General features: G+C 67.0%; 17 protein-coding genes. 13 read left to right on the top strand and 4 right to left on the bottom strand.

Annotated elements, in window-relative coordinates:
* Window positions 1–18 precede the first annotated feature (18 nt).
* The 7 genes from OG203_RS29985 to OG203_RS29955 all read left to right on the top strand — a co-directional run bounded on the left by OG203_RS29985 (window position 19) and on the right by OG203_RS29955 (window position 5,770).
* Window positions 19–819, top strand: coding sequence for a thymidylate synthase (locus OG203_RS29985; RefSeq protein WP_405160592.1), 801 nt, complete (start codon window positions 19–21; stop codon window positions 817–819).
* Window positions 816–1,316 (top strand): dihydrofolate reductase, encoded by a 501-nt coding sequence (locus tag OG203_RS29980; protein WP_405160591.1) that lies wholly within the window; start codon window positions 816–818, stop codon window positions 1,314–1,316. The genes OG203_RS29985 and OG203_RS29980 overlap by 4 nt, the downstream gene beginning before the upstream one ends.
* Before the next feature lie 200 nt (window positions 1,317–1,516).
* A complete protein-coding gene (locus OG203_RS29975; protein WP_405160590.1) occupies window positions 1,517–1,843 on the top strand; it encodes a cupin domain-containing protein in 327 nt (108 codons plus the stop codon).
* Window positions 1,844–1,903: 60 nt separating this feature from the next.
* Window positions 1,904–2,923: a Dyp-type peroxidase gene (locus tag OG203_RS29970; protein ID WP_405160589.1), complete on the top strand. Its 1,020-nt coding sequence runs from the start codon at window positions 1,904–1,906 to the stop codon at window positions 2,921–2,923.
* Window positions 2,920–3,720 carry a family 1 encapsulin nanocompartment shell protein gene (locus OG203_RS29965; RefSeq protein ID WP_405160588.1) on the top strand — a complete coding sequence of 267 codons (801 nt, stop codon included), beginning with the start codon at window positions 2,920–2,922 and terminating at the stop codon, window positions 3,718–3,720. The genes OG203_RS29970 and OG203_RS29965 overlap by 4 nt, the downstream gene beginning before the upstream one ends.
* 113 nt (window positions 3,721–3,833) lie before the next feature.
* Window positions 3,834–4,364, top strand: a complete 531-nt coding sequence (locus tag OG203_RS29960) for a hypothetical protein (protein ID WP_405160587.1) — start codon at window positions 3,834–3,836, stop codon at window positions 4,362–4,364.
* A 47-nt stretch (window positions 4,365–4,411) separates the two neighbouring features.
* Window positions 4,412–5,770: a TerD family protein gene (locus OG203_RS29955; RefSeq protein WP_405168053.1), complete on the top strand. Its 1,359-nt coding sequence runs from the start codon at window positions 4,412–4,414 to the stop codon at window positions 5,768–5,770.
* 3 nt (window positions 5,771–5,773) lie between these two features.
* On the opposite strand, the gene OG203_RS29950 is transcribed toward OG203_RS29955, so the two are convergent.
* Window positions 5,774–6,442 (bottom strand): TetR/AcrR family transcriptional regulator, encoded by a 669-nt coding sequence (locus OG203_RS29950; protein ID WP_405160586.1) that lies wholly within the window; start codon window positions 6,440–6,442, stop codon window positions 5,774–5,776.
* A gap of 210 nt (window positions 6,443–6,652) precedes the next feature.
* Between OG203_RS29950 and OG203_RS29945 the strand changes: the two genes are divergently transcribed.
* The 4 genes from OG203_RS29945 to OG203_RS29930 all read left to right on the top strand — a co-directional run bounded on the left by OG203_RS29945 (window position 6,653) and on the right by OG203_RS29930 (window position 11,704).
* Window positions 6,653–8,185, top strand: a complete 1,533-nt coding sequence (locus OG203_RS29945) for an amino acid permease (RefSeq protein WP_405160585.1) — start codon at window positions 6,653–6,655, stop codon at window positions 8,183–8,185.
* 80 nt (window positions 8,186–8,265) lie between these two features.
* Window positions 8,266–9,018 (top strand): DUF1989 domain-containing protein, encoded by a 753-nt coding sequence (locus tag OG203_RS29940; RefSeq protein ID WP_405160584.1) that lies wholly within the window; start codon window positions 8,266–8,268, stop codon window positions 9,016–9,018.
* Window positions 9,015–9,635, top strand: a complete 621-nt coding sequence (locus OG203_RS29935) for an urea amidolyase associated protein UAAP2 (protein ID WP_405160583.1) — start codon at window positions 9,015–9,017, stop codon at window positions 9,633–9,635. Before OG203_RS29940 ends, OG203_RS29935 begins: the two co-directional genes overlap by 4 nt.
* Window positions 9,636–9,697: 62 nt before the next feature.
* Window positions 9,698–11,704 carry a 5-oxoprolinase/urea amidolyase family protein gene (locus tag OG203_RS29930; RefSeq protein WP_405168052.1) on the top strand — a complete coding sequence of 669 codons (2,007 nt, stop codon included), beginning with the start codon at window positions 9,698–9,700 and terminating at the stop codon, window positions 11,702–11,704.
* 101 nt (window positions 11,705–11,805) lie between these two features.
* Here OG203_RS29930 and OG203_RS29925 read toward each other — a convergent pair whose 3' ends face one another.
* The gene (locus OG203_RS29925) at window positions 11,806–11,958 is read right to left on the bottom strand and encodes a hypothetical protein (protein WP_405160582.1); all 153 of its coding nucleotides are present in this window, start codon (window positions 11,956–11,958) and stop codon (window positions 11,806–11,808) included.
* A gap of 53 nt (window positions 11,959–12,011) precedes the next feature.
* Here OG203_RS29925 and OG203_RS29920 point away from each other — a divergent pair, with 53 nt between their 5' ends.
* Window positions 12,012–12,269, top strand: a complete 258-nt coding sequence (locus tag OG203_RS29920; protein WP_405160581.1) for a hypothetical protein — start codon at window positions 12,012–12,014, stop codon at window positions 12,267–12,269.
* On the opposite strand, the gene OG203_RS29915 is transcribed toward OG203_RS29920, so the two are convergent.
* Complete coding sequence (locus OG203_RS29915; protein WP_405160580.1) at window positions 12,258–12,761, bottom strand: MarR family winged helix-turn-helix transcriptional regulator; 504 nt, start codon at window positions 12,759–12,761, stop codon at window positions 12,258–12,260. The genes OG203_RS29920 and OG203_RS29915 overlap by 12 nt on opposite strands.
* Before the next feature lie 109 nt (window positions 12,762–12,870).
* Between OG203_RS29915 and OG203_RS29910 the strand changes: the two genes are divergently transcribed.
* A complete protein-coding gene (locus OG203_RS29910) occupies window positions 12,871–14,010 on the top strand; it encodes a GDSL-type esterase/lipase family protein (RefSeq protein WP_405160579.1) in 1,140 nt (379 codons plus the stop codon).
* A gap of 83 nt (window positions 14,011–14,093) precedes the next feature.
* Here the strand turns inward: OG203_RS29910 and OG203_RS29905 are convergent, their stop codons facing one another.
* Window positions 14,094–14,669: a Uma2 family endonuclease gene (locus OG203_RS29905; RefSeq protein WP_405160578.1), complete on the bottom strand. Its 576-nt coding sequence runs from the start codon at window positions 14,667–14,669 to the stop codon at window positions 14,094–14,096.
* Window positions 14,670–14,795: the final 126 nt, after the last annotated feature.

The raw sequence follows: 14,795 nt of genomic DNA, 5'->3' as shown, positions 1-14,795 counted from the left end.
AGACTAGGATCAGCAGCCGTGGCGACCGATACCCAGTACGAGGATCTGCTCCGGCTGGTGCTGGAGTCCGGCACCGAGAAGTCGGACCGCACCGGCACCGGAACGCGCAGCATCTTCGGTCATCAGCTGCGCTACGACCTCGCGGCGGGCTTCCCGCTGATCACCACGAAAAAGGTGCATCTGAAGTCGATCGTCTACGAGCTGCTCTGGTTCCTGCGCGGCGAATCCAACGTGGGCTGGCTGCAGGAGCACGGCGTGTCCATCTGGGACGAATGGGCCGACGCCGACGGCGAACTCGGCCCGGTCTACGGCGTGCAGTGGCGGTCGTGGCCGACGCCGGACGGTATGCACATCGACCAGATCTCCGAGGTGCTGCACACCCTGCGCACCAACCCCGATTCCCGCCGCATGCTCGTGTCCGCCTGGAACGTTTCCGAGCTGGACAAGATGGCGCTCGCGCCGTGCCACGCGTTCTTCCAGTTCTACGTGGCCGACGGAAAACTGTCCTGCCAGCTGTACCAGCGCAGCGCCGACCTCTTTCTCGGCGTGCCGTTCAATATCGCCAGCTACGCGCTGCTCACCCAGATGGTCGCGCAGCAGGCCGAGCTCGAGCTCGGCGATTTCATCTGGACCGGCGGCGACTGCCACATCTACGACAACCACCTCGACCAGGTCGGCGAACAGCTCACCCGCGATCCGTTCCCGTTCCCCACGCTGCACCTTCGCCCCGCGACGACGCTGTTCGATTACGCCTACGAGGACGTGGAAGTGGTCGGCTACCAGCATCATCCGGCCATCAAGGCCCCGGTGGCAGTGTGAGTCGCGGCATCGGGCTGATCTGGGCGCAGACCCTGGACGGAGTGATCGGTTTCGAGAACAAGATCCCCTGGCGCGTGCCCGAGGACCTGGCGAACTTCAAGGCCGTCACCATGGGACATCCGGTGGTGATGGGCAGGCGCACCTGGGACTCGCTTCCGCCGAAGTTCCGTCCGCTGGACGGCCGTCGCAACATCGTGGTCACCAGGCAACCGGACTGGTCCGCCGAGGGCGCCGAACGCGCCGGCTCGGTCGATGAGGCGCTCGCGCTGAGCGGATCGGACACCGTGTGGATCGCCGGTGGCGGCGAGATCTACCGCGCCGCTATGGATTTCGCCACCGACCTGCTCGTCACCGAGGTCGATACCGCCGTCGCCGGCGATGCCTACGCACCGATCGTCGGCCCCGAATGGGCAGCCGACGACAGCGAACCGTGGCTCGAATCGACATCCGGTCTGCGATACCGGATCCTGCGCTACACCCGCCGCGAATCCGACTAGTCGGCAAACTCTCCGCATCGATCATCGCAGCCGCACAACACCGTTCGATCACAGAACACCCCGCCCGCGCAAACCTGTCCCGCGACCAAGCGGGGTCGGGCATACTCCTGAGTAAGCGGGGCCGGGCTTCGTCCGTCCTAGCCCCCGAGCCGGTGCGAACAGCCCCCGCACCGGCTGTTGCCATTTGCGAAAGGCGGTCCATGGACAAGAAATCGCTGACTGCGGTTGCTCGACAACAGCTCAAGATCGCGAGCACTGCCACCAGCGGACGGAGTTCGCAAACGATCTACGGTGGTCACGCGAATGCGCTGCGGCAGACCGTGGTCGGCCTCAGCGCGGGTCAGAGCCTTGCCGAACACGACAACGCGGGCGAGGCCACCCTGCTCGTGCTCAGCGGCACGCTGACCCTGATCAGCGGCAGCAACGAATGGAAGGGTTCGACGGGCGATCTGCTCGTAGTCCCCAAGGCCAGGCACAGTGTGATGGCCGTCGACGACGTCGCGTTCCTGCTGACGGTCGCGAAGTAGTAGCAGCGGTGCCCGTGCCACCTCGTCGACGATCGCGCGCCGGGCACTAGGCTGAAGATCATGAGTGAGCCTCAGCCGATTCTCGATCCGCTCACCCCGGCCGCGATCTTCCTCGTCGCCACCATCGACGAGGGCGGCGAAGCGGTCGTGCGAGACACCCTCGCCGATGTACAAGGTCTGCGCCGCTCGGTCGGCTTCCGGATTCCGGGCGCCGGCCTGAGCTGCGTCACCTCGATCGGCTCCGCCGCCTGGGACCGCCTGTTCGCCGGACCACGGCCCGCCGAACTGCACGAACTCCCCGCATTCGTCGGCGAGCACCACCAGGCCCCGACGACGCCGGGCGACCTGCTGTTCCACATCCGGGCGCAGAACCAGGACGCCTGCTTCGAACTGGCGATGACCATCGGCGACCGGCTGGCCGGTGCGGCCACGATCGTCGACGAGACCGTCGGGTTCCGCTACTTCGAGCAGCGTGACCTGCTCGGCTTCGTGGACGGCACCGAGAACCCGGAGGGGCAGGGCGCGTACGCGGCCGCGCTGGTCGGTGACGAGGATCCCGAATTCCGTGACGGCAGTTACGTCATCGTGCAGAAGTACCTGCATCCGATGGCGGACTGGCGGGCGCTGTCGGTCGAGCAGCAGGAGAAGGTGATCGGGCGCACCAAGCTCGACGATTTCGAGCTGTCCGACGCCGACAAGCCCGCCGACTCGCACGTCGCGGTGAACACCATCGTGGACGCCGACGGCACCGAGCGCGAGATCCTGCGCGCCAACATGCCGTTCGGCAGCGTCAAGGACGGCGAATTCGGTACGTACTACATCGCTTACGCGGCGACACCGAGCGTCACCGAGTTGATGCTCAGCCGCATGTTCGTCGGCACCGAGGAGGCGGCCTACGACCGTATCCTCGATTTCTCCGTCGCGGTCACCGGCACGTCGTTCTTCGCGCCGTCCCTCGACTTCTTCGATGAACTTCCCCCGCCGCCGGACGCCTCGATCGCGACACAAGCCGTGCAGCCCAACGACATCGGCTCGGGCTCACTCGGAATCGGCACGTTGAAAAGGAGCACGCAGGCATGAACAACCTCTATCGCGAACTCGCGCCGATCACCGCCGAGGCATGGTCGGCGATCGAGGAAGAGGCGACGCGCACCTTCAAGCGGCACATCGCCGGGCGCCGCGTCGTCGACCTGTCCGGCCCGCACGGTGCCGACTACTCCGCCGTCGGCACCGGGCACACCACCCCGATCACCGCGCCAGACGAGGGCGTGCAGGCCAGGCAGCGGGTGGTCGCGCCGCTGGTCGAGCTGCGGGTGCCGTTCCGGCTCTCCCGCGAGGAAATCGACAACGTCGAACGCGGCGCGATGGACATCGACCTGGATGCGGTGAAGGACGCGGCGAAGAAGATCGCGTTCGCCGAGGACCGGGCCATCTTCGAGGGCTACCCGGCCGCGAATATCACCGGCATCCGGGCCAGTTCGACCAATCAGGCGATCGCGCTGCCCAGCGATCCGCGGCTGGTGCCCGAGTCGGTCACCCAGGCGCTCACCGCGCTGCGGCTGGCCGGCGTCGACGGACCGTACTCGGTGCTGCTGAGCGCGGAGCTGTACACGGCAGTTAGCGAGACCTCCGATCACGGGCACCCGATTCGCACCCACATCGAGCGGCTCATTCCGGAGGGCGAGATCATCTGGGCGCCCGCCATCGACGGCGCGTTCGTGCTGACCTGCCGTGGCGGCGACTTCGATCTGCGGATCGGCCAGGATCTGTCGATCGGCTATCTGTCGCACGACGCCGAGTCCGTTGAGCTGTACTTCCAGCAGAGCCTGACGTTCCTGGTGTACACCGCCGAGGCCGCGGTCGCCCTGGAGGCATGAACCAACACCTTCTGATCTCCCGCACACCGAATCGCATGTGGGAGATCAGGAGGTGTGCGGCGGTCCGGCGGGCGGTAGCGTGTGCCGCAACACGCCGGAAGTAGGTAGGTGAGATGGCAATGGTGCGGGCGGGTGTGGTGCCGACGCGGCGCGCGGCGCTGTACAGCTCCCTCGGGATCCTGGCCACCGTCGGATTGTGCGCGGCAGTCGTCACGTTCTTCGGGGTCAACCGGGTGTTCACCGGCCTGCTCGCGGGAGCCGTCGCCGGCATCGCCGTGGTGGCCGCGCTGTTCACCAGGGACGCCGTCGTGCTCACCGAGCAGATGATCTACCGGCGCACCCCGTGGACGGAATCCAGTATCGACTGGGACCGGGTTGTCGCAGGACGTTTCACCCTCGACGAGCGTTCCCGCTGGTCATTGGCGCTCGACCTGTCCGGCGGGGACGAGCGGCACGGCGAATTGGTGCTGCTCTCGATTCCGCCGGTCCTTCGCCCGGTGTCGGGCGCTTACGACCTGCGCAAGCGCGAGCAGGTCAACGAGATCCGGGCGCTGTTGCGGCGCAAGCGGATTCCGATCACCGTGCTCCCCGAAATCGCCGGCGCGCTGCAACAACACTGGGAGATCGCGCCGCCGACGCGCTGACCAGGTACCCAAGCGGCGGATTTGGCGATACGTTGGCAAGTGTGTCGATGCAGAAGGGCGCCAATGTCGCGGTGCCGATAGCCGCCGTCCGGATCGAACTGGGCTGGCAGAGCGGACCGGGCGTGCCCGACGCCGATGCCTCGGCGCTGCTGCTCGCGGCAGGGAAGGTGCGCAGCGACAACGACTTCGTCTTCTACAACCAGCCCGTGCATCCCTCCGGCGCGGTCCGGTACGAGGGCAAGCAGCAGGGGCCGACCGTGCTCGACGTGCTGTCGGCGAACCTGAGCCAGGTCGAACCGCAGATCGAGACCATCGTGATCGCGGCGTCGGCGGACGGCGGCACCTTCGGCCAATTCCACGGTCTCTATGTGCGTTTGGTTGATCCGGGTAATGGCGCCGAGGTGGCGCGGTTCGACAGCGTCGGCGCGACCACCGAGACGGCGTTCGTGCTCGGCGAGCTGTATCGACGGCAAGGGGCGTGGAAGTTCCGCGCGATCGGGCAGGGGTACGCCGCCGGATTAGCCGGTCTCGCCACCGATTACGGCATCTCGGTCGACGACGCTCCGGCGCCCGCCGCGCCGCCGCATCAGTTCACGCCGCCGCCACCGCCCGCCGCGCCGCCGCACCAGTTCACCGCGCCGCCGCCACCGGCTCCGCCCGCGCCGCAGTACGCACCACCGCAGGCACAGTTCCCGCCGCCGACGCAGTATCCGGCGCAGCCGCAGTTCCCGCCGCCGAATGCAGCTCCACCGCAACAGTTTTCGGGCGCGCCGGTCAATCTGAGCAAGATCTCGTTGACCAAGGAGGCGCCCTCGATCTCACTGACCAAGCAGGGCGCGACCGGCGGCGTGATGCGCATCAACCTGAACTGGACCAGCGCCTCCGCCGCCCCGCGCAAGTTCGGCAAGCGCAAGAACGCGGGCGGTCTCGACCTCGACCTGTGCTGCTTCTGGGAAATGACCGACGGAACGAAGGGCTCGATCGGCCCGCTCGACGGCTTCGGCTCGCTGCGCAAGGCGCCCTTCATCCAGCTCGATCAGGACGATCGGACCGGCGCCGTCGCCACCGGCGAGAACCTCGACATCAACCTCGATCACACCGCGAAGTTCCGCCGAATCCTGGTGTACGCCTCGTTGTACGACGGTGCGGACGATTTCCGTGGCGTGCACGCGACGGCCACCCTGTACCCCGTCGGCTCGCCGCCGATCGAGATGCTGGTCGACGGGTGCACCGACAACTCGCGTGAGATGGTGCTCGCGTTGATCGAGAACATCAACGGCGAGTTCGTAGTTCACCGCCAGGGCGTCTTCATTCGCCCGCCCGCCGGTCGTCCGCTGTGGGGCAAGAAGGAAGTCGACCGCGCGTACGGCTGGGGTCTCAAGTGGGGACGTAGCGCGGGAAAGTAAGGCTCAGTCGGTGTCGAGCTGATCGAGCAGCCGCCGCGCCGCGACCCGCAACGCGTCCAGATCACCGGGCCAGCCGAGCACCCGCAGCGCCGCCTCCGGGATCGTGCGCTCCGCGTCGGCGGGCGCGGCGCCCTCGTCCGAACGAATGCTGATCACCATCTCGACCAGCCGAAACGGCAGCGCCTCGGCACCGACGACATCCGCGCCACCGGCCTCGGCCAGCACCGCGCTCGCCAAAGTCTCGTAGTGCCCGCGCAGTTCGTCACGCCGCAACCGGAACGTCGCGAACCGCTCGGTGCGCAGCTCCGGAAGCAGGTACAGCGCACCGAGATTCCAGCGGGCCGCGCAGAGTTGACGGACATCGAAGCACGCGAGCGCGTACAGCCGCACCGGCGCCGGTTCCGGCACCTTCCCCAGTCGCTCGGCGAGTTCCAGTGGGGCAGCTATGGTTTCGGCAAGCAGCGCATCGAGGATGTCATCCTTGGCGGCGAAGTGGTGATAGAGCGATGCCTGACGGATGCCGACCGCGTCGGCGACCACACGGGTGGAGGTGTTCGCGTAGCCATTGGTGGTGAACAGCTCCCCGGCGGCATCCAGGATCTCGGCGCGCGGCGTCTGGCCGCGACGGCGTCGCTGCTCCACACGAGGACGGCCGGGGCCGAGGTTGGTCACAGGGCCCATTCTGGCAGGTCTGCGCCGGACCGACCCGGCACGGTCGATCCAGCGCCTGCCGGTGGAGAGGTTTCTGTCACTCGACAGAAACCTCGGCAACGCAGAAGTTACGGGGGTTACCGCAAGCGATACACGCGGGTCACCGAAAGCGCGATCGTCCCCGCAAAACTGTCATCTGATAGGTATTGGCCGCTTCGCTGAAGGACCCTCATGGCCACAACGCTCGCCCCTCCGCCCGACACCAGCCGCGACGGCGCCGATCTCGCCCGATTCGGCTACGAGCCCGTCCTACATCGCAAACTCGGCCGCTACGCCTCGTTCGCGGCGGGCTTCTCGTTCGTCTCCATCCTCACCACGATCTTCCAGTTCTTCGGCTTCGGCTATTCGTTCGGCGGTGCCGCGTTCTTCTGGACCTGGCCGATCGTGTTCGCCGGGCAGTTCCTCGTCGCGCTGAACTTCGCCGAATTGGCCGCGCGCTACCCGATTTCGGGCTGCATCTACCAGTGGTCGCGCCGTCTCGGCGGCGAGCTCGTCGGCTGGTTCGCTGGCTGGATGATGGTCATCGCGCAGATCGTCACCGCCGCGGCGGCCGCGATCGCGCTGCAGGTGGTGCTGCCGTCGATCTGGAGCGGCTTCCAGATTGTCGGCGGCGATACCGCGCTCACCTCGTCCGCCGGCGCGACGAACGCGGTGCTGCTCGGCAGCGTCCTGCTGGTGGTCACCACGGTCGTCAACGTGATCGGCATCGACCTGATGTCGCGGATCAACTCGATCGGCGTCACCGTCGAGATCGTCGGCGTGCTCGCGATCATCGCGCTGTTCTTCACCAACACCGAGCGCGGGCCCGGCGTGGTGCTGGAGACCGATCAGGCCGCGCCGGGCTCGTACTTGGCCGCGTTCCTGGTGTCCGGGCTGATGGCCGCGTACGTGATGGTCGGCTTCGATTCGGCCGGTGAGCTTTCCGAGGAGACGAAGAATCCGCGCCGGGTGGCGCCGCGCACCATCCTGACCGCGCTGTCGGTGTCCGCGCTCGGCGGCGGGCTGCTGCTGATCGGCGCGCTGATGGCCGCGCCGAGCCTGTCCGACGGCTCGATTGCCACCGAGGGCCTTGCCTATGTGCTCACCTCGAAGCTGGACAGCACGGCGGGCAAGGTGCTGCTCGGCTGTGTCGCGGTGGCGATCACGGTGTGCACCTTGGCGATTCAGACGGCGGGCTCGCGGCTGATGTTCTCGATGGCTCGGGACGGGAAGCTGCCGTTCGCCCGGCGGCTCGCCGCGGTGCACCCGCGCTTCGGCACCCCGGTGCTGCCGTCGGTCATCATCGGCGTGCTCGGCATCGGGCTGCTCGTGCTGAATCTCGGCAATGCCGCGATCTTCGCGACGTTGGCCAGCGTGTGCATCGTGACGCTGTACCTGGCTTATCTGCTGGTCACCGTGCCACTACTGGTGCGGCGGATCAAGGGCATGCCCGCCGACGAGGCCACCGAGGACGGCCTGTTCAGCTTGGGCCGCTTGGGAATTCCGGTGAACGTGCTGGCGGTGCTGTGGGGCGTCGCGATGGCGGTGAACCTGGCCTGGCCGCGCGCCGAGGTCTACACCCCCAACGGCGGTAGCTGGTGGATGCTGTGGGCCGCACCACTGTTCGTGCTGCTTGTGGTCGCCGTCGGCGTTGTCGTGCACCGGTTCGTCGTCCGAACGCCCGGCATCGCCGAAAGCCAGCCACCCGCAACGCAATCCGCCTGACCGGCTGCGCGGTGGTGGTGCCGGTCACCACCGCGCACGCATTCGTATCCGACCGGCCTTACCCGAACTAGGGGGCAACAATGACCAGTACCGCTTCCACCGCTGACGCCAGGGCGCACGCGCGATCGCAGGCCGCTACGGCCAGCACCGCGGGACCCGGGCTGCCCGAGGGCGTCGAGGCAGCGAGAATCACCTTCGCCCAGCGCATTCCGCCGAATGGCTACGCGAATGTCGTGCTCGGGCGCGGTACTCGGATCCGGCTGTCCGACCCGGCGGGTGCCGCCTGTGCGCATCTGTTGCTGCTGCGTCCCGATGCCCCGTGGGAGCGTCTGAATGTCGCTGACACAGTGAAGGTTCCGTGGCAAGCCTACCTCGGTGACGGGCATCCGCTGCTGTCCGACCAGGGCCGCATTCTGGCCACCGTGCTCGCCGATACCTCGGGCAGTCACGACACGCTGTGCGGGCCGACCGCCGAGGCACGGCAGCTGCTGCGCCTGGCCGGAGCCAAACACGGCCTGGAGCCACGCGATATCGGACCGACGGTGTCGTTCTTCCGTGGCGTACGAGTCGAATCCGATGGCGGACTGACCGCCACCGGCAGCGCCGCACCCGGTTCGTCGGTCGACCTGCTGGTGCATCTGCCGGTGATCCTGCTCGTCGCCAATGCCGCGCACCCGCTGGACGACTGCGCCGCAACGGATCTCGACGCCGTCGCCTGGGCCGCGCCGGAGGATCTCGACATCACGCACAACAGCGACCCGGAATACCAACGGGCCGTGCAGAACACCGAACGCGCCTGGACGGCCGCGCTCACGCTGGAGGTCAGGCCATGAGCACCACGTCCCAACGCACCGTCGTGCTCGACGAGACCGTCCCCGCCCGCTCCCCCTGGTCCGCGGTGGTCAAGGCGGGCGAGCGACTGGAGATCATCGACCTGCACGGTAACCAGGCGGTGGACTGTCTGCTGTATTCGGCGGCGGACCACGCCGACCGCTACAGCGCGCAGGCCACGATCGCCGCACAGCGCAACATCTTCCTCACCACCGGCAGCGTGCTGCTGACGGACGCGGGCACCGCATTGATGACGGTGCTCGCCGACGAGGTCGGCAATCACGACACCATCGCCGGCGCCTGCTCCCAGGAGTCGAACACGCTCCGCTACGGACAGCACACCCGGCACCAGCACGCCTGCGTGGAGAACTTCCTCACCGCGGCGCTGCGCTTGGGTCTCGGCAAGCGGGACCTGGTGTCGAACATCAACTGGTTCATGAACGTTCCGGTGGAGGCCGACGGGACGCTCGGCATCGTCGACGGATTGTCCGCTCCGGGAAAGAAAGTCACGTTGCGCGCGGAGATCGACACCCTCGTCCTGGTCTCCAACTGCCCGCAGATCAACAACCCCTGCAACGGTTTCGACCCAACGCCGGTGCGCATGGTGGTGTCAAAATGACCATCACTGAGCTATCCGACGGGAAAGCCGCGGCCGAACACGAATCACCGGACCCCGCACCGTTGTTCACGTCCGTCGATGTCGTCCGGCCCGGAATGCTGACGACGGTGCAGGATTGGCCGGGACGAACCGGATACTGGCATGTCGGTGTCCCACCGTCTGGGCCGATGGACGATCTGTCGTTCCGGCTCGGCAATCGGGTGCTCGGCAATGCCGAGGGTGCGGCCGGGTTGGAGTGCACCCTCGGCGGTCCCGCACTGAGGTTTTCGGCGTCCACCTGGGTGTGTGTCACCGGCGCACCGACCGACGTCATGGTGAACGGCGTTCGCGTGGAACAGTGGCGGACCATACAGATCCCGGCGGGTGGCGTGCTCGATGTCGGTGCGGTGCGCGGGCCGGGCATGCGCTGCTACGTGCTGCTCGCGGGTGGCCTCGAGTTGCCCGAATACCTCGGCAGCACGGCGACATTCACGCTCGGCCGGTTCGGCGGCAGCGAGGGCAACGCGCTGCGGGTCGGGGAAGCATTGACGCTCGGGCCACATCGCGAGCCCGTCGCGACCGCCGTCCCGATGGATGACCAGCCCGTGCTGGCCAAGCGCTGGGAGCTGGCGGTGACCGAAGGTCCGCACGGCGCACCGGAATTCTTCACGCGCGCCGACTTCGACACCATCATCGGCACCGACTACGAGGTGCACTTCAACTCCGATCGCACCGGTGTCCGGCTGATCGGACCGAAACCGGACTGGGCCCGCACCGACGGCGGCGAGGCAGGCCTGCACCCGTCCAACATCCACGACACTCCGTATTCTGTTGGTGCGCTGGACTTCACGGGCGACACTCCGATCCTGCTCGGCCCCGACGGCCCAAGTCTCGGCGGCTTCGTCTGCCCGGTCACCGTCGTCGCCGCCGATCGCTGGAAGCTCGGGCAGCTATCGCCCGGCGACGCGGTACGTTTCGTGCCGATTCGCGGCGACCGCGCCGCCTCCGTTCGAGACCTGGGTGCCGGTCGCAGAGCCGCATGGCCGACCGTACTGTCCTCCGGCGGCGACGGTGACGACGGCATTCTGCGGCGCACCGAGGTCGATGACGAGACCGGCGTGACCTATCGCCGCGCGGGCGACGACGCCGTGCTCGTCGAATACGGCACCATGACACTGGATCTCGCTCTGCGCGCCCGCGTACATGCCCTGCATCAACACCTGCTGGCCGCGGACGTGCGCGGCGTGACCGAGCTGACCCCCGGCATTCGCTCGCTACAGATCCGGATGGACCCGCACATCCTGCCCGTGCCGACCCTGCTCGATCTGCTGGCCGAGGCCGAACGGCACCTGCCCGCCGCCGACCGGCTCGTCGTCCCCAGCCGCACCGTGCACCTCCCGCTGTCCTGGGACGACCCGTCCACCCGCGAGGCCATCACCCGCTACATGCACGGCGTGCGCGCCGACGCTCCGTGGTGCCCGTGGAACATCGAGTTCATCCGCCGCATGAACGGATTGGCTTCGGTAGCAGACGTTTACGACACCGTCTTCGGTGCCGAGTACCTCGTCCTCGGCCTTGGTGACGTGTACCTCGGCGCCCCCGTCGCCACCCCGACCGATCCGCGCCATCGCCTGGTCACCACCAAGTACAACCCCGCCCGCACCTGGACGCCGCAGAACGCGGTCGGTATCGGCGGCGCCTACCTGTGCGTCTACGGCATGGAGGGCCCCGGCGGCTATCAATTCGTCGGCCGCACCACCCAGGTGTGGAACCACCACGCGGGCCCGCTCGCCGGTCGCCCCGGCGCGGACCGGCATCCCTCCGGTGACGAAACACCTTGGTTGCTGCGCTATTTCGATCGCATACGCTGGTATTCGGTCGACGCCGACGAACTGCTCGACCTGCGCGCCGATTTCACCGCAGGCAATGTCGAGGTACGGGCCGACGACGGCGAGTTCCGGCTCGCGGATTACCGAAAGTTCCTCGCCGACAACACCGAATCCATTACCGACTTCCGGACCATACAGGCGAAAGCCTTTGCCGCCGAACGGGAGTCGTGGAAGCGCACCGGCGAACTCACCGCGGGATAGGTCAGGTCGTCGTGGTCGGCAGGACCGGGCCGTTCCAGCCGCAGGGCCGTTCGCAGGTCGCGACGACCAGTGCGCCGTCGGTGCCGGGGCAAACCCCCGATTCACCAGCCGAACAGCTCAGCCATGTCGATCGAATCGTCGTCCCACGCACGTTCGATCGCCTCGCGCTCGGCGTCCGGGAGGTCGGGCGACCACCCGCAGCGGCGCCAGAAGTCTTCCCGATGTTCCTGGGAGAATGGTCTCGGTTTGTCCATGGCCTGCACCTCGCCGACTGCTCCCCTCAGTGTGGGCCCGTTCCGGCGACGACATGCCGGAACAGGGCCACGGACTTCGGGTTTCAGCGCAGGTCGCGGAAGAACTCACGGATATCGACCGTGAGCAACACCGGCTCTTCCAGCGCGGCGAAGTGACCGCCGTGAACGCTTTTCGATCGGCCATGCTGCGCTATATCGACGCCACCGTCGGCTGCCTGCGGGCCGCGGGCTTCTTCTATCAGCTGGCCGATCGCGCACTGCATCTGATCCTCGACGGACTCGAACGACTTCTCGACAAATCACCCGGCTGATGATCGCTGCTTCGCCGGCTGATCGACGCCAACCGTCGCATCGGGATTGGTGAGGTCGCGAACGGTGCGCAGCGCGGAGATCAACCCGTCGAGCTGTGCGGGCGTCAACAGCCCGGTGAACCAGCGCTCGACCGCGTCCAGATAGTCCGGCAGCACCTGCGCGAGCCGGTCCGCACCGGGGTCGGTCAGCACCGCGTACGCACTGCGCCGATCACCGGGATCGAGCTCGCGCTCGACCAGCCCAGACCGCGCCAGCCGGTCGACCAGGCGGGTGACGCCGCTGGTGGACAGCCTGGTCTGCGCGGCAAGATCGGTCATGCGCAGCCGCCGATTCGGCGAACGACTCAGGCGCATAAGCGCATTCAGATCCAGGCCGGACAGGCCGTGCGCCTTCCATACCGGCTCGAGCTTGGTGACCACACCTTCGAACGCTTCGAACAGCAGACCCATCGTGGTCAGCCGCGGGTCATCGAACAGCTCGGTCGCATCCATGGCACCAAACTACCCGAAGTAGTTGCCACGGGGATAGTTGACACGAGGAATAACCCATTGTAGAAATATGCCTACACATTATTCCGCACGACAACTAATGGAGTTCCCGATGTCTGACACCACCGCCTGGGTCGCCGGTTTCCGTTCCGCGGTAATCAGCCCTTATGAGCAGGTCAAGCTGGTCGAATCACGGGGTTTCGCCGACGAGACCGTGCGTCAGGTGCTGCACCTGGCCGGTGGCGGCGCCCAGTTCCGGGTCCACCTGACGAACCTCTACGGACGCACCCCACTGGTGATCGGCGCCGCACGCGTCGCGCTGGCGAAGACCGGCAGCGAGATCATCGCGGAAACCGACACCGTGCTGCGGTTCGACGGCGCGGACCAGATCACCATCCCGGCGGGCGGTGCGGCGATCAGCGACCCGGTCGAACTGGCCGTGGCCGCAGGCACCGATCTTTCCCTGAGCCTCTACCTCCCCGAACCGACCGAACTCGCGACCCTCTCCCACCAGCCGAGCGAAATCGCCTACGTAGCACCGGGAAAAGTCGCCGCGGTACCGACTCTTGCTGCCGTCGAGGAAGTTCCCGTGCGCTTCTTCGTCACCGGCGTCGATGTGCTCGCTCCCGCCGATACTCCGATCGCCGTCGCACTCGGCGACTCATGGTTCGAAGGCGTCGGCTCGACCACGAGCGCCAACCTCCGATCGGTTGACGCCCTCAACAGCCGACTCGTCCGCGGCTGGGCCGTCAACCAGGGCATCGGCGGAAACCGCCTGCTGACCAACGAAATCGGCGTCCCCGGCCTCGATCGCTTCACCCGAGACGTCCGCAGCGTCCCCGGCGCCACCACCGTCCTGATCAACTTCGGCATCAACGACCTCATCCTCGGCGGCATGTCCGGCGAACCCCCCGCCACCACCGACCAACTGATCGCCGGTTTCACCGAAATCGCCCGCCGCGCCCACGAAGCAGGCCTCACCATCCACGCCGCCACCATCGGCCCATACGCGGCCTGCGTCTACCCAGGCATGCCTATCGAAGAAACCCTGCCAACCCGCCGCCAAGTCAACGAATGGCTCCGCACCACAACCCTTTTCGACACCGTCTTCGACGTAGCCCGCGCAGTAGAAGACCCCACCCGCCCCGACTTCATCGCCCCCACCTACGACTGCGGCGACGGCATGCACCTCAACGACGCAGGCCACCGCGCCATGGCCGAAACCATCGACATCAACGCCCTCTTCGCCTGAAATCCGAGCCGAGAGCCATTGCACGTTGTGCCGCAACGACTCTCGTCGACATCTCGCCAGGCCCTGGGTATCTCGTCCGGCCGTTAAGGCAGCAGCGTCCCGGGGTCGATGGTGAATTCGAATGGACTGCGCAGGGTGACTGTGTCCCCGGCCGCCACCCGGTGGGTCAGCTCGTAGGTTTGGTCCTCACCGAGCTCGTGGGCGAAGAGGACCGGCAAGGATTCGCCGGCCAGCTGGCCGCTGAACGGGTTGATCTCGAATCGCCAGTAATTCGGGATTCCAGCCTCGCCGTAGACGACCGGCTTCATCATCCGGTCCTGCAGAGTCGTCGACCTGGAGACCACCTCGACCGCCAGCTTTACCTGCTCGGCCGGGATCCCGCGTTCGTCCAAATCAAACGGGACCGTCACCACCATGAGATCCGGGATCGGCTCGTCATCGCCGATCAACACACCGAGACCCTCGACAACGAGGTGACCAGACGGCACGACTGCGTCGAGGGCACGTTCCAACCCCTTGATCAGCAGTTGGTGCCGCGGCTTGGGTGCGGCATTCTCGACGAGCTGGCCATTCAACACCTCGTAACGCAGTCCGTCATCAGGAATGTTGTCGAGGTCCGCAGCCGTCCAATGGCCGGCGCGGGGCATCGGCATCGCCATCGGGCACCTCCAACCTCGTTGAACGGGAGCGACTGAAGCCTTGCTGATTCCTTCCGAGTCTGGCTGAATGCACTGGCCAATCCGTCTGTGAAGAACAGAGTATGTGCTCTTCACAGACGGATTGCC

The sequence above is a fragment of the Nocardia sp. NBC_01499 genome, from assembly GCF_045040275.1.
GTDB lineage: Bacteria > Actinomycetota > Actinomycetes > Mycobacteriales > Mycobacteriaceae > Nocardia.
Note: the sequence above shows the minus strand (reverse complement) of the source record. Positions and strands in the feature narration are given on the sequence as shown.